Origin of the sequence: Cyanobium sp. HWJ4-Hawea, from assembly GCF_024345815.1 — a bacterium.
GTDB lineage: Bacteria > Cyanobacteriota > Cyanobacteriia > PCC-6307 > Cyanobiaceae > Cyanobium_A.
Window position 1 is genome coordinate 1 of record NZ_JAGQBV010000008.1, and the last position, 13,200, is coordinate 13,200.

16 protein-coding genes are annotated in these 13,200 nt (G+C 60.9%); 12 read left to right on the forward strand and 4 right to left on the reverse strand.

Annotation, left to right across the window (positions count from 1 at the left end; all coding sequences use genetic code 11):
* The 6 genes from KBY58_RS02940 to KBY58_RS02965 form a co-directional block, all read left to right on the forward strand.
* Positions 1-704, forward strand: a 704-nt coding sequence (locus tag KBY58_RS02940) for an ATP phosphoribosyltransferase regulatory subunit (RefSeq protein ID WP_255002785.1), incomplete at its 5' end; no start/stop codon positions are given.
* Positions 705-746: 42 nt separating this feature from the next.
* Positions 747-971, forward strand: coding sequence for an indolepyruvate ferredoxin oxidoreductase subunit alpha (locus KBY58_RS02945; RefSeq protein ID WP_254933231.1), 225 nt, complete (start codon positions 747-749; stop codon positions 969-971).
* Between the two features lie 97 nt (positions 972-1,068).
* Complete coding sequence (gene htpG, locus KBY58_RS02950; RefSeq protein ID WP_255002787.1) at positions 1,069-3,021, forward strand: molecular chaperone HtpG; 1,953 nt, start codon at positions 1,069-1,071, stop codon at positions 3,019-3,021.
* A 44-nt stretch (positions 3,022-3,065) separates the two neighbouring features.
* Positions 3,066-3,302 (forward strand): 50S ribosomal protein L28, encoded by a 237-nt coding sequence (rpmB, locus tag KBY58_RS02955; RefSeq protein ID WP_254933229.1) that lies wholly within the window; start codon positions 3,066-3,068, stop codon positions 3,300-3,302.
* Positions 3,303-3,395: 93 nt separating this feature from the next.
* Positions 3,396-3,929 carry a peroxiredoxin gene (locus tag KBY58_RS02960; protein WP_409995707.1) on the forward strand — a complete coding sequence of 178 codons (534 nt, stop codon included), beginning with the start codon at positions 3,396-3,398 and terminating at the stop codon, positions 3,927-3,929.
* A 22-nt stretch (positions 3,930-3,951) separates the two neighbouring features.
* A complete protein-coding gene (locus tag KBY58_RS02965; RefSeq protein ID WP_255002790.1) occupies positions 3,952-4,851 on the forward strand; it encodes a metallophosphoesterase in 900 nt (299 codons plus the stop codon).
* A gap of 41 nt (positions 4,852-4,892) precedes the next feature.
* On the opposite strand, the gene csaB is transcribed toward KBY58_RS02965, so the two are convergent.
* Positions 4,893-5,993, reverse strand: coding sequence for a polysaccharide pyruvyl transferase CsaB (gene csaB / locus KBY58_RS02970; protein WP_315858018.1), 1,101 nt, complete (start codon positions 5,991-5,993; stop codon positions 4,893-4,895).
* On the opposite strand from csaB, the gene KBY58_RS02975 reads away from it, so the two are divergent.
* From KBY58_RS02975 to psaK, 3 genes are all read left to right on the forward strand, one after another.
* The gene (locus KBY58_RS02975; protein WP_255002791.1) at positions 5,988-6,293 is read left to right on the forward strand and encodes a DUF2499 domain-containing protein; all 306 of its coding nucleotides are present in this window, start codon (positions 5,988-5,990) and stop codon (positions 6,291-6,293) included. The genes csaB and KBY58_RS02975 overlap by 6 nt on opposite strands.
* Positions 6,290-6,622: a DUF3593 domain-containing protein gene (locus KBY58_RS02980; protein WP_255002792.1), complete on the forward strand. Its 333-nt coding sequence runs from the start codon at positions 6,290-6,292 to the stop codon at positions 6,620-6,622. Before KBY58_RS02975 ends, KBY58_RS02980 begins: the two co-directional genes overlap by 4 nt.
* 68 nt (positions 6,623-6,690) lie before the next feature.
* The gene (gene psaK / locus KBY58_RS02985) at positions 6,691-6,948 is read left to right on the forward strand and encodes a photosystem I reaction center subunit PsaK (protein ID WP_255002793.1); all 258 of its coding nucleotides are present in this window, start codon (positions 6,691-6,693) and stop codon (positions 6,946-6,948) included.
* 12 nt (positions 6,949-6,960) lie between these two features.
* Here the strand turns inward: psaK and KBY58_RS02990 are convergent, their stop codons facing one another.
* Positions 6,961-8,172, reverse strand: a complete 1,212-nt coding sequence (locus tag KBY58_RS02990) for an NAD(P)/FAD-dependent oxidoreductase (protein ID WP_255002795.1) — start codon at positions 8,170-8,172, stop codon at positions 6,961-6,963.
* 5 nt (positions 8,173-8,177) lie between these two features.
* Positions 8,178-10,097, reverse strand: a complete 1,920-nt coding sequence (gene dxs, locus KBY58_RS02995; protein ID WP_255002796.1) for a 1-deoxy-D-xylulose-5-phosphate synthase — start codon at positions 10,095-10,097, stop codon at positions 8,178-8,180.
* Positions 10,098-10,171: 74 nt separating this feature from the next.
* On the opposite strand from dxs, the gene ilvA reads away from it, so the two are divergent.
* From ilvA to KBY58_RS03010, 3 genes are read left to right on the forward strand one after another with little or no spacing between them, the layout of a single operon-like run.
* Entirely contained in the window at positions 10,172-11,770 is a 1,599-nt protein-coding gene (ilvA, locus tag KBY58_RS03000; RefSeq protein ID WP_255002797.1) for a threonine ammonia-lyase, biosynthetic, read from the forward strand.
* A gap of 41 nt (positions 11,771-11,811) precedes the next feature.
* Positions 11,812-12,387: an SMC-Scp complex subunit ScpB gene (scpB, locus tag KBY58_RS03005; protein WP_409995708.1), complete on the forward strand. Its 576-nt coding sequence runs from the start codon at positions 11,812-11,814 to the stop codon at positions 12,385-12,387.
* A 35-nt stretch (positions 12,388-12,422) separates the two neighbouring features.
* The gene (locus KBY58_RS03010; protein WP_255002798.1) at positions 12,423-12,710 is read left to right on the forward strand and encodes a YggT family protein; all 288 of its coding nucleotides are present in this window, start codon (positions 12,423-12,425) and stop codon (positions 12,708-12,710) included.
* On the opposite strand, the gene KBY58_RS03015 is transcribed toward KBY58_RS03010, so the two are convergent.
* Positions 12,707-13,171: a hypothetical protein gene (locus KBY58_RS03015; protein WP_409995709.1), complete on the reverse strand. Its 465-nt coding sequence runs from the start codon at positions 13,169-13,171 to the stop codon at positions 12,707-12,709. The genes KBY58_RS03010 and KBY58_RS03015 overlap by 4 nt on opposite strands.
* Positions 13,172-13,200: the final 29 nt, after the last annotated feature.

Below are 13,200 nucleotides of genomic sequence, written 5' to 3' on the forward strand. Positions count from 1 at the left end.
TGCTGGTTGGTCACCATGGCCTGCTGGCCGCCCTGTTGGGCCAATTGCCGGAGGAGAAGCGATCGGCGGCCCGCTCAGCCCTTACAAATTTTGACAGCCTCGCCCTTACCCAATTAGCTGAATCAGAGGGCGAGCAAAGACTGCTGACTTCCTTGATGCGTCTGAGGGGAACACCGGAAGCCGTGATCGGGCAGTTGAAGCAGGCGATTGGCCCCAACCAAATAATTGATCAAATGGAATTCAGCCTGGCCCTGCTGGCCCCTGCAGCAGGAAGACTGGGGGTGTCGGTGCAATTGGATCCCAGTTTCCAGCCCCATTTCGATCTCTATGACGGACTGGTGTTCAAGTTGGTGTGCCAAGGGGCAGAGGCCCCCCTAGAGATCGCCAGTGGCGGCCGTTATGACGCCCTGGTGGGCCGCTTTAGCCCTGCGGGTGAAGATGCAGCGGGCATGGGTTTTGGCTTCGCGGTGGAGGCGGTCAGGGAGTTGCTCTACGGGGAAGTCGCTGATCCGATCAGGGAGAAACCAGTGCTAGTCGGCTATGGCCCGACGGTCCCCCTGGCGGCAGCCCTGGATCGGTTGGAGGAACTTCACGCCATGGGGGTGGCAGCTGAGTTGCTTGGTGAGCCGGCGGCCAGCCAGGGGGAGGCCCAGGCCAGGGCGAATGGGCGCAATTCCAGCAGCCTGGAATGGGTCACTGACTAGGATCAAGCTGGTTTTTCTGCCTAAGCAGTACCTGCGCTCCCCATGGCCCACACCATCGTGACCAACGTCTGCGAGGGGGTTGCAGATTGCGTGGATGCCTGCCCAGTGGCCTGCATCCACCCTGGCCAGGGGGCTAATAGCAAGGGCACCAACTTTTATTGGATTGATTTCGACACCTGCATCGACTGCGGAATCTGCCTGCAGGTCTGTCCGGTAGCTGGGGCAATCATTCCTGAGGAGAAGCCCGACCTGCAAAAGGCAGGCTGAGATCCGCTTTCGAGCCCAGCTAAACGCTTCAAATCACGGTGCGGTTTCCTGCCCATGCACCCCCCTTGGCGCCGGGGACGTGAGCACGGGAATCTGGATGGATCCGCATAACACCTCCGTGCTGCAGGCAGAACAGGGTCAGATCCAGATCCATACAGAGAACATCTTCCCGATCATCAAAAAGGCTGTCTACAGCGGCCATGAGGTATTCCTGAGGGAGCTGGTCAGTAACGGCGTTGATGCGATCAGCAAGCGCCGGATGGCAGCCATGGCTGGTGATTGCCAGGAGGGCAGCGAGGGCCTGATTTCGATCCGAATCAATCGAGAAGCAAACACCCTCACAATTTCCGACAACGGCATCGGCATGGACGCCGATGAGGTGAAGCGCTACATCAACCAGGTGGCCTTCTCGAGCGCAGAGGATTTTCTCGAGAAATACAAGCAGGAAAGCGACGCAATCATTGGCCACTTTGGACTGGGCTTCTACTCCAGTTTCATGGTGGCCAAGCAGGTGGAAATGGTCAGCCTCAGCGCCAAGCAGGGCAGCGAGGCCGTGCGCTGGAGCTGTGATGGTTCACCCAATTTCACCCTGGAGGCCGCCGAGCGAAATGCGCCCGGCACCGATGTGGTCCTGCACCTGATGGATGAGGAGCTCGAATACATCGAGCCATCCAGGATTCGCACCCTGATCACCACCTACTGCGACTTCATGCCCGTAGCGGTGCAGCTGGAGGGTGAAACGGTCAACAAGCGCGAGGCGCCCTGGCGCAAGAGCCCCCGGGACCTCTCAGACGACGACTACATCCAGCTCTATCGCTACCTCTATCCATTCCAGGGGGACCCCCTGCTCTGGGTGCACCTAAACACCGATTACCCCTACAACCTCCAAGGAATCCTCTACTTCCCAAAGTTGGGCGGCCGGGCTGACTGGGAGAAGGGAGAGATTCGCCTCTACTGCAACCAGGTGTTCGTTAGCGATTCGATCAAGGAGGTGGTGCCCCGCTACCTGCTGCCCCTGCGGGGTGTGATCGATTCCCCTGATATCCCCCTCAATGTCAGCCGTTCTGCCCTGCAAACAGACAGAAGAGTGCGCTCAATCGGGTCATTTGTGGCCAAAAAAGTTGGGGATCGCCTCAAGCAACTGCATAGCGATGAACCCCGCCGCTATGCCGAGATCTGGGAATCCCTGGCCCCCTTCATCAAGATCGGCGCCATGGAGGACGACAAATTTGCGGAGCAGGTGGCTGATCTGGTGCTGTTTGGCACGACAGCACGGGCCCAGGAGGGTGGGGAGGCTGAACTTGCCAACCCGGATCCGATTCCCACGGATCGCCAAAGGGCCAGTGGTGCCAGTTCCTACACAACCCTGGCGGGGTACCGCGGCCGGCTTGCAGCAGACACCAGCCAGCGGATTCTCTATTGCACCGACGAGGCCGGCCAAGCCGGGCCCCTCTCACTCTGGACCAGCCAGGGAGCTGAGGTTTTGCTGGCAGACACCTTCATAGACAGTCAATTCATCCCCTGGCTGGAGATGCGCCACGGCGAACTGAAGTTTCAGCGGGTCGATGCCGAACTGGATGACTCCCTGCAGGAGAAGGAGAGTGAGCTGGCCGATGCCGATGGCAAGGACAGCTCCGAGAAGATCCGCGACCTATTCAAAACAGCCCTGGCCAACGACAAGATCACAATTCAGGTGCAGGCCCTGAAGGGTGAAAACTCCCCTGCGGCCCTGATCCTTCTGCCGGAACAGATGCGCCGCATCAACGACATGGGCGCCCTGATGGAGCAGCGCCTACCGGGCCTACCCGACCACCATGTGCTGCTGGTGAATCGAAAGCACAGCTTGGTTGAGGGTGTGCTGAAGCTGAGTGCGGGTTCCGTGATTACGGGTTCTGGCATTTCCCCCAGCCAGGAACTGGCCAATGGGCTCAGCCGCCATCTCTATGAAACCGCCCGGCTGGCAGTGGGTGGCATGGAGCCCAACGAACTGGCCGGCTACCAGCAGCGCAGCTGTGATCTGATGGGCCAGCTGATGGAGCGTGGCCTTTAGGGGCAAGCACTTTGGTAAGATCGCACCATTAATGGCTGATAGTTATGTCCCGGGTCTGCCAACTCACCGGCAAGCGCGCAAACAACGGCATGGCTGTCAGCCACTCCCACGTGCGCACCAAAAAGCTCCAGCAGGTCAACCTGCAGGAGCGTCGTCTGTGGTGGGCTGAAGGCAAGCGTTTCATCAAAATTCGGGTCTCGACCCGGGCCCTCAAGACCATCCAAAAGAAGGGCTTGGGCCCCTATGCCAAGGAGCTTGGCATTAATCTGGCCAAGATCTGATCGAAGTCAGAATCTTCAAAAACCATGGTTAGGCGAAGGTTTGTAGTTGCTACAGGACTGCTTCTACCCATCTTCATTTTCATAGCAAGCCTGTTGGTCTCTGGCCAGCAGGCTTTTGCCTTGGGAGGCACCCTGCCGGCCCTTCAGCAACCGGCCCCGCAGTTCCGGCTGGCCGGCGTACAGCCATCGGTGGCTGGCGAAGTGAGTGAGGCCATCCCTGCCGAATTGGCACTCGCCGATTTTGCCGGCCAGTGGCTGGTTCTCTATTTCTACCCCCGCGATTTCACCGGGGGTTGCACCATCGAGGCCAGGGGCTTCCAAAAAGACTTGCCCCAGTACAAAAAAATTGGTGCCCAGGTGGTGGGCATCAGTGCAGACGATCCTGAATCCCACGCGGAGTTCTGCAGCAGCGAAGGGCTGGCATTCCCCCTACTTTCCGACCCTGGTGGTGCGGTCAGCAGGTCCTATGGCAGCTGGATTGCGCCCTACTCCCAGCGCCACACTTTTTTAATTGATCCCAACGGCATCCTGAGGGAGCAATTTGTGGCCGTTAGGCCCACGGGCCACAGCGATGAAGTACTTACACAGCTGAAGGCACTTCAAGCCGAACCGATTGATCTTGCATAAGGTATTGACCTTAAAAAAATAAATGACCTTTAATCGCCGCTTTCTTCTCAAGGGTCTTTCTTTCACGGTCAAGGCGTCCCTAGCTGGAGCCTTGGCAACCGCATTGGCTGCGACCGTGCAACCGGCTCTCCTGGCCCAGAATGCGCCCCCCAAGGCTGTTGATAGCACACGTTTTTTCTTTACTGCCGACATGGGCAGTGGCCTTTCAGACCAAAAGGCCAATGGAAAGCAAATGGCATCAATCCATGGCCAACGCCCCGTTGATTTTGTGATTTTAGGTGGAGACAATATCTATCCCGATGGCAATTTGACCCTGGTCGAAACCCATTTCAACAGGCCCTACGCGGCCCTGCTGAAGGCAGGAGTTCCCTTCCATGCCGTACTGGGCAACCACGACATACGCACGGGCAATGGGGACCCCCAGGTTGCCTACAAACCCTTTGGCATGAAGGGCCGCTGGTACACCCTGAGAAAGGGGCCCATTGAATTCTTCATGCTCGACACCAACACCAATGCCCAGTGGCAATTCCAAATGCCCTGGCTAAAAAATGCACTTGCCAAGAGCAGCGCACCTTGGAAAGTGGTGGTGGGTCACCACCCAATCTATTCAGCAGGTCTCTACGGAGATGACCCCAGCGCCATCGCCAAACTAACCCCAGTATTTGCGAAATACGGAGTTCAGCTGTATCTAAATGGCCATGAACACAATTACGAGCGTACAAAGAATATCGGCGGCACAACCTATATAATTTCTGGCAATGGCGGAGCATATTTACGGCCAATCATTGCCAATGGGCGCAGCGTTAAAGTTGCCGGTACCTTTGGCTTCCTTGAGCTAGCCGCAACTCCCTCCCGTCTCCGGGTAGATGCCTGGAGCAGCAGTGGCGCCAAGATCGACGAGGTTGTGCTGACTAGGCCCTGAGATTCTTATGCCTTTAGCTGTTAGTTAAAACCAGCTTCTAATCAAGCAAACACCTTGCGGTGCTCTTGGGCCTGCAGATGTAGCTCCAAAACCTGGCCAGAGGGCAGGGGCTGATCCAGGGCCTTGCGCCAGCTTTCCAGCAACAGCTCAGGAAAGGCTGGATCTGCCAGGGAATGGCATGGACAGCCCAGATCCTTGGCCGCCGCCGCCACCTTGGGGTCGTAGCTCAAGGCCGCCACGGGACACCCTGCCAGGGCCGCCAAAATCAGGCCGTGCAGGCGCATGGCCACAACCAAACCTGCCCCGGCAAATACGGCCATCGCCTCCCTTGGGTGTTTGGGAATCACCTCCCGACTGCGGGCCCCAAGGGCAGGAGGCAGGAGATCTTGCTGCCGGAGGGAGGCCAACAGGCCCTGGTCCTGGTGGCCATGGAAGGCCAGCCAGATCACCTCCCGGTTGCCTGCCTCTGCAAGGGAGGCCAGGGCTTCTAGGTAGGGATGCCAGCCCGCCCCATCGAGTTGGGCTGTATCGAGCAGGGAGGTGGGCCGCAGACAAACCACAATCGGTCCACCCCGGCCTCGCCACGGTTGGGGCGCCAGGCCCCAAACCGGATCGGGTGCCACCGGGGCGGTTACACCCCAGCGGCCGGCGAGGTCCGCCGATGCCTGATCCCGCCAGCTGATGGCGGCAGCCAGGGGTAGGAGCCTGCGCACGAACCATCGGCTGCGGCGGCGGCCTAGGGGCCCGAGCCCCTGCCCCCAGAGCAACACCTGCTTGCCCCTCATTCGGGCCGCAGCAATCAGGGCGCCGTAATAAATCAGGCTTTTGAAGCTGGTGGAATCCTGCAGGAGGCTGCCCCCACCGAGCACCAGGGCGTCCACCTGCCTGAGGGCCGCAAGCACCTGGGCCAGGGAGCGGCGCTGCACGGTTGCCACCCCAAAGCGCTCCTGGACCTGGGTTTGGTCGTGGGCCGTGACTATCGCCCTGGAGCCCTGGGGCAGCTGGGAAAGGGCCACCTCCAGGAGGGCGTCATCACCGAGGTTGTGCTCCCCGTAGTAGCCGCATAGCAAGAAGGTTTTGCCTGGCGCCAAAGCGAGATCCCTGCCCGTAAATTGCAACCATTCCAGTCTCACCGCTTGCACGCCCTATCCCTACCCACCTGGTGGATCCACGTTGCCTCGGTGCTCGAGTGGGCCGCCGCGATGTTGGCGGTTCAACGCCTAGGCCAGGTTCGCAACGAGGGTGGTTGGCGCTGGCTGAGCCTGGCGATGCTGCCGGCCCTAATCAGTGCAATGGCTGCCTGCACCTGGCATTTATTTGATAACAGCACGGAGCTGGAGGGGCTGGTGGTTTTTCAAGCAGCCCTGACTACCCTCGGGAATGGGGCCCTGGCCCTGGCTGCCTGGAACTTGCTGCGCCAACAAATGCAGGTCAAGCCATGAATTCAGCCCAGGCGGCTAATTCCCTAATGGCTTGGCTAGCGGGAATTGATCCCAGCCCCCTATTCGTTATTTCCCTGCTGCCCTACCTGGCCTTTCTGTGGTGGGCTGGAAAGGTAGAAGCCTTTCCCCGCCTAGCATTCAAGGGTTTCCAACTGACCCTGGTGTTTGTGGCCGTTACCATTGCCGCTGCCCTAATCGCCGAGCTGCGTTTCGGCCAGGTATTGGCCAATGTGGATTCCCTCCATGGCGCCGCCGAATCGTTTCTCACCATTTCGAATTTGGTGGTGGCGCTGGGGTTCTCCAGGGCTGTTCAACAGGCCCGGGAATGAACAAGTCTTAAGGATTGTGCCCAGCGGCAAGGACCCCTCTGAGAATGGGGCGTCGGTTTTGTAGCTCCATGATCGCTCCACTTTTGGCTGTGGCCCCTGCCTCCATCACCTGGACGCCCACGGCGGCCCTGGTGATGATCGTTTGCAACGTGATTGCCATTGTCATCGGCAAGGCCACGATCAAGCACCAAAACACCGGCCTGCAGCTACCTAACAACGCCCTCTTCGGCGGATTTAGCCACGGCGCCATGCTGGGCACCCTGAGCCTGGGCCACATCCTCGGCATGGGAGCGATCCTGGGCCTGGCCACCCGCGGCGTTGTCTGAAGCAACCTGGCCCTAGCGCCAGCCCAGGCCATAGGCCAGGGCTTTGAGCCCATAGCGCTCAAAGCGGTAATCAAAGAAAAGGGCAGAGAGATCCTCTGCCCTTTTTGCTTGCAAGCCCGTAAGTAGACGATCCAACCGACGGTCAGCCACCTGATCGGTCAGACCCAGCCAGGTGCGACGGGCCAAACGTCCACTCAAGCTCCAGCGGCGGCCCAGGGCCTGGCGCAATTGCTGTGGATAGGCCGCCAGCAGTCGATCGGCATTAGTTGGATCCGCCAGGGTTTCCAGCAAGAGGGGAGCCAGCACCCTGGCACTGGTGAGGGCATGGCGAATTCCCTCACCCCCCAGCAGGTTTGCAGTGCTGACTGCATCGCCAAGGCCTAGCAAGCGGCCCCGTTGATGGGCTTCCTGGCGCCGCACGGTGCTGCGGATGCGGCCGCCGTGGCGATCAAGCACCGTGGCCTTCCCCAGGCCAGTGAATTCGATTAAGTGGGCGAGCTCCCGCTGCAGGGGCAACTGCCGTCGACGGGGGTCCACCAATCGGCATACGCCGAGCTTTAGCTGGTGGTTGGCCATCGGAAAGATCCAGCCGTAGCCCTGCTCCACCCAGGTGCTGCCGATAAAAAAGCTGAGCCGGCTTGACCAGGCCTCCGCCTGCTCGGCTGATGTTTCCAGCAACCACTCAACCCCCAGGCCACTGACCAGGCCATCCCGGCCCCTGGTGGAGGCCTGCGCCGGTTCACCCAGCAGGGCGCGGCGCTCCCCCGTTGCATCGACCACCCAGCGGCTTGTAACCGTGGCGATCTGGCCCGATGGCCCACGCAATTGGGTCAGGACATGGTCGGCCTGCTGCTGGCAGCCGAGGGCCTGCCAGCCCAAAAGGATCCGCCCGCCCCAGGCATCTACCTGCTGCACCAACCAAAGGCGCAGCTTGGCGAAGTCCAAGACGGCACCGAGGGGTTGCTCGGCGAGCCATTGGCGCCTGGCCTGCTGGGGCCCGAAGAGCTGCCAGCCATTCCAGCGAGTGGCAATAATTTCAGCTGGCAGGCCAAAACGATCCAGGCTGGCCAGGGGCATGGCCGCACTGCTGAAGGCAGCCTGGCTGAGGTCGGCCAGCCGATCGATCAGCACCACATCAACGCCAGCCTGGGCAAGGCTGCGGGCTAGCTCTGCTCCAGCAGGGCCGGCGCCCACCACCAACACATCACACCGCCGGTCGAGCAAGGGCCCTAAACGGCAACCGCCTGGCGGTTTTGATTACTGAAGGCAGGCTGAAAACGCTGCAGGATCGAATCGGCCATCTGGGCTGGGGTAAGGCCCAGGCTTTGCTTGCTTTGGTCGGGGGTGGCATGGTCGACCAGCACATCGGGAATGCCGATGCGGTAGACGGGCACCAGGACGTTGTGGTCTACGAGGGTTTCCACCACGGCTGAGCCAAAGCCACCGGCGAGGCTGCCTTCCTCCATGGTGACCACCCTGCCGATGCGCTCGGCCATCGGCAGGATCAGGGCTTCATCAAGGGGACGCAGGAAACGGGCATTGATGACGGCTGCCCGCACATCCTGCTCCTGCAGCAGTCCTGCCGTGGCCATGGCAGGAGCCACCATGGCGCCATAGGCCACGATCAGAAGGTCATCGCCATCGGTAAGCAACTCACCGCGACCGATTTCCAAGGGCTCAAAACCCTCCTCCGCCAAGGGCACGCCCTCGCCTTCGCCCCGGGGAATGCGCAATGCACAGGGGCCGCTGTGGTGAATGGAGGTCACCAACATGCGCTGCAGCTCAGCCTCATCCTTAGGGGCCATCACCGTGAAATTGGGAACGGCCCTGAAGTAGCTGATGTCGTATTGACCCTGGTGGGTTGGACCATCGGCGCCAACGATGCCGGCCCGATCGAGCACGAAGGTGACCGGCAGGTTCTGGACGCCCACGTCGTGGATCAGTTGGTCGTAGGCCCGCTGCAGGAAAGTGCTGTAGATCGCCACAACGGGCTTTACCCCCTCGCAGGCCATGCCGGCGGCCATGGTCACGGCGTGCTGCTCGGCGATGCCCACATCGAAATACTGCTGGGGGCAGGCCTTTTCCAGCAGATCAAGGCCCGTGCCCGTGGCCATGGCGGCGGTGATGCCCACCACGGTGGGGTCCTGTTCGCAGAGTTTGACCAGGGTCTGGCCAAAGACCTTGCTGTAGCTCGGGGGCTTGGGCTTGCTGGAGGGGTAGGCCTTACCGGTTTTCAGATCAAAGGCTGATTGGGCGTGGTAGCCGACCTGGTCGGCCTCGGCGAAGGGATAGCCCTTGCCCTTGGTGGTGGCAACGTGAACCAGCACCGGTCCATCGGTGCGGTGGGCCTGCTCAAAGGTGCGCACCATCTCGGCGATGTTGTGGCCATCGATCGGGCCGATATAGGTGAAGCCCAGCTCCTCAAACACAGCTCCCACCTTGGGTACGGCCAGGCGCTTCATGCTCTCCTTGAGGTTCTTGAGCTCGGAGGGCAATTCACCGTGGAGGAAGGGAAGTTGCTTGATCGCCCCCTCGGCGTTGTCCTGTAAAAACTGGAGGGGTGGGCTGAGCCTCATCCGGTTGAGGTAGGTGGAGAGGGCCCCCACGGGCGGTGAGATCGACATGTCGTTGTCGTTGAGCACCACCAGCAATTTGGTGTGGGGCATATGGCCCGCATGGTTAATCGCCTCCAGGGCCATGCCACCGGTGAGGGCGCCATCGCCAATTACGGCCACACACTTGAAATCCAGGCCGCGGCGATCGCGGGCCAGGGCCATGCCCAGGGCAGCGGAAATGGAGGTGGAGGCATGACCGGCGCCGAAGTGGTCGAAGCGGCTCTCACAACGCTTCAAGTAGCCGGCGACCCCGTCCTTCTGGCGCAGGCTGTCGAAGCTCTTGTAGCGGCCGGTGAGCAATTTGTGGGGATAGGCCTGGTGACCCACGTCCCAGACGACCTTGTCGTGGTCTAGGTCGAGGGTTTGGTAGAGGGCCAGGGTGAGCTCAACCACCCCCAGCCCAGGGCCCAGGTGGCCACCGCTGGTGGAGACCACCTCTAGGTGGCGCTCGCGCACCTGGCGGGCAATGGCTTCCAGTTCAGCGGTGCTGAGGCCGTGCAGCTCGTTCGGATGGCTCAGCTCGCTGAGGTGCATGCAACGGGCCCTTAATTGGCGTGCAATCTAGGCCTTTCGCCCTGCCGGGTTGTACGGATTGCGACACTGGAAGCATGAGTCAGGCCGAAGCCAACTACCTCCAGCGAATCCTGCGGGCCCGCGTCTACGACGTGGCCATTGAATCCCCTTTGGAAGCGGCGCCAAACCTCTCAGCCCGGCTCGGCAACAAGGTGCTGCTCAAACGCGAAGACCTGCAGCCGGTCTTCAGCTTCAAGCTGCGGGGCGCCTTCAACAAGATGGTCCACCTCGGAGCGGCGGATCTGGCCAAGGGGGTGATCGCCGCCAGTGCGGGCAACCACGCCCAGGGGGTGGCCCTGGCCGCCCAAAAGCTGGGCTGCCAGGCGGTGATCGTGATGCCAGTCACCACCCCAGAGATGAAGGTGAAGGCGGTGGCGGCCCGGGGTGCGGAGGTGGTTTTGTTTGGCGACAACTACGACGCGGCCTGTAGGGAGGCGAGGCGGTTGGAGCAGGAGCGGGGCCTCAGCTTTATCCATCCCTTCGACGATCCGGATGTAATTGCTGGCCAGGGCACGATTGCCATGGAAATCCTGCGCCAATGCGCCAATCCGCCCGATGTGATCTATGTGGCGGTGGGCGGTGGTGGCCTGATTGCCGGAATTGGTACCTATGTAAAAGAGCTCTGGCCCCAGGTCCAGGTGGTGGGTGTCGAACCGACCGATGCCGACGCCATGACCCAATCCCTGGCGGCTGGCAAAAGGGTGCGGCTCGATCAGGTGGGCCTGTTTGCCGATGGGGTGGCCGTAAGGGAGGTGGGCGAGCTCACCTTTGCCCTGGCCCAGCGCTGCGTGGATCGGATGGTGACCGTAAACACCGATGCGATCTGTGCCGCCATCAAAGACGTATTTGAAGACACCCGCTCGATCCTTGAGCCGGCCGGAGCCCTGGCGGTGGCAGGCATGAAGGCCGATGTGGCGGCCCAGGGCCTGCAGGGGCAAACCCTGGTGGCCGTGGCCTGCGGCGCAAATATGAATTTCGATCGACTGCGCTTTGTGGCGGAGCGCACCGAAATAGGTGAAGACCGCGAAGCGATGTTGGCGGTGGAGATCCCAGAGGAGGCAGGAAGCCTGCGGCGTTTCTGCACCCTGCTGGGCAAAAGAAATCTCTCCGAATTCAGCTACCGCCTTGCCGATCCAAAGGTGGCCCACATTTTTGTGGGGGTGCAAACCAGCGGCAGCGCCGACGAGCAGCAACTGATCACGGATCTCACGGCGGCAGGTTTTCCCTGCCTCGACCTATCCAACAACGAACTCGCCAAACTGCATTTGCGCCACATGGTGGGCGGGCGGCTGCCGGCCAGCGCCTTGAAGGCAGCCGGCACGGAGGGTGGCAATGGGGAGGGCCATAGCGAGGAACTGCTCTATCGATTTGCCTTTCCAGAGCGCCCTGGGGCCTTGATGGCCTTCCTGACCAGCCTGCACCCCAACTGGAATATCAGCATCTTCCACTACCGCAACCACGGCGCCGATGTGGGCAGGATCGTGGTGGGTGTGCAGGTTCCCCCAGCCGAAAGACCGCAATGGCTGAGTTTTTTAACCGGCCTCGGCTACGAATACGTGGATGAAACAGCCAACCCCGCCTACGGGCTGTTTTTGGGTAGCAGCCCAGTTCTTGCAAACGGTGTGCAGGCCTAGGGCCAAAGCCAAATAGCTGCGGTACCGTTCGGCCATTGGCGATGGGAGGGCCGTTGAGTAGTGCTAACCCGGAAGCCCTGGCTGGGCTCTCCCTGCCAGCCCGCATGGAGGCAATCCTCTACTTGAAGGGTCGGGCGATGACCCTGGCTGAGTTGGCGGCGATAGCTGGCATCAGCAGGGAGGAGGCGGAGATAGGTCTGATCAGCCTGATGGCCGATTACGCCCACCGCGAAACCGCCCTGGAGGTGCGCCAGGAGGGGCAGCGTTACAGCCTGCAACTGCGCGATGGCCTGGGTGACCTGGTCCAAAACCTTTTGCCGGTGGATCTCTCCACGGCGGCCCTGCGCACCCTGGCGACGATTGCCCTGAAAAAGCGGATCCTGCAATCGGATCTGGTGGAGTTGCGGGGATCAGGCGCCTACGACCACATCAAGGAATTGCTGGCCCAAAACTTCATCGAGCGCAAACGCCAGAGCGAAGGGCGTTCCTTTTGGCTGACCCTTAGCGAGAAATTTCATCGCACCTTCGCCGTCAAAACCGATGAAATCCAGCCCCGCTCAAAAAGTGCAAGTGTGGACAAGCCAGAAAAGGTAGGTGACTGGCAGGAGGCTGCCTAGATTCTCGAAACGCTGTTCCGTTCACCCCGAGGTCCATGGAAATATTTGCCCTGTTGCTGAGTGTGCTCAGCCGGACTCTGGAGATTTACTCCCTGATCCTGTTGGTAAGGGTGCTGTTGAGCTGGTTCCCAAATCTGGATTGGAGCAACCCCCTCTTGGCAACGGTTAGCTCGATTACGGATCCCTATCTCAATGCCTTTCGGGGTCTGATCCCACCGATTGGCGGCCTGGATATCTCGTCAATTTTGGCCTTCCTAGCCCTGAGCTTTGGCCAGCAACTTCTCGGCAGCGCCAGCGTCAGCTTGCTGGCCAGCAGCCTTTAGCCAAGCAGCTCCTGCTCCAGGGGCAGCAGTTCGTCGTCGACCCCGGCACGGGTGCGCACCGGGGCACTGAAACCGCGGGCCTTAACGCTACGGAAAGTGATCGGACCAGGGGTGCCTGAGGGCACGGCCAGGCGCAGGGCAAAGCTCGATTTGCCGGGTGGCACATCGCCAATCGAACCAACCCTGGTGCGGTTCTGGAGCACGGGTTCACCGCTCGAATCCAGGATCAGGGCAAAGACATCCGTATCGGCAACGATCTTTTTAGTGGGATTTGTGACCACCCCCCTCAGGGCGTAGCAACTGGCCCCAGTGGGGCGGCGCAATTCAGGTTGGGCGCCGGCATCCCCCGCAGGGCAGGGCTCGAGGGTCACCTCGGCAACAGCCAGCTCCACAGCCCAGGCAGGAGCTGGCCAACAAAGCAGCAGTAGGGCCAGGCAGCTGGTCAGGCCCGCCAGCAACAGGCGCTTGCTGGGCCCAAGGGTGATCGAGC

Coding starts and splice junctions, on each gene's coding strand:
- KBY58_RS02945 (WP_254933231.1), top strand. CDS start 747: ATGGCCCACACCATCGTGACCAACGTCTGCGAGGGGGTTGCAGATTGC.
- htpG (WP_255002787.1), top strand. CDS start 1,069: ATGGATCCGCATAACACCTCCGTGCTGCAGGCAGAACAGGGTCAGATC.
- rpmB (WP_254933229.1), top strand. CDS start 3,066: ATGTCCCGGGTCTGCCAACTCACCGGCAAGCGCGCAAACAACGGCATG.
- KBY58_RS02965 (WP_255002790.1), top strand. CDS start 3,952: ATGACCTTTAATCGCCGCTTTCTTCTCAAGGGTCTTTCTTTCACGGTC.
- KBY58_RS02980 (WP_255002792.1), top strand. CDS start 6,290: ATGAATTCAGCCCAGGCGGCTAATTCCCTAATGGCTTGGCTAGCGGGA.
- psaK (WP_255002793.1), top strand. CDS start 6,691: ATGATCGCTCCACTTTTGGCTGTGGCCCCTGCCTCCATCACCTGGACG.
- dxs (WP_255002796.1), bottom strand. CDS start 10,097: ATGCACCTCAGCGAGCTGAGCCATCCGAACGAGCTGCACGGCCTCAGC.
- ilvA (WP_255002797.1), top strand. CDS start 10,172: ATGAGTCAGGCCGAAGCCAACTACCTCCAGCGAATCCTGCGGGCCCGC.
- scpB (WP_409995708.1), top strand. CDS start 11,812: ATGGGAGGGCCGTTGAGTAGTGCTAACCCGGAAGCCCTGGCTGGGCTC.
- KBY58_RS03010 (WP_255002798.1), top strand. CDS start 12,423: ATGGAAATATTTGCCCTGTTGCTGAGTGTGCTCAGCCGGACTCTGGAG.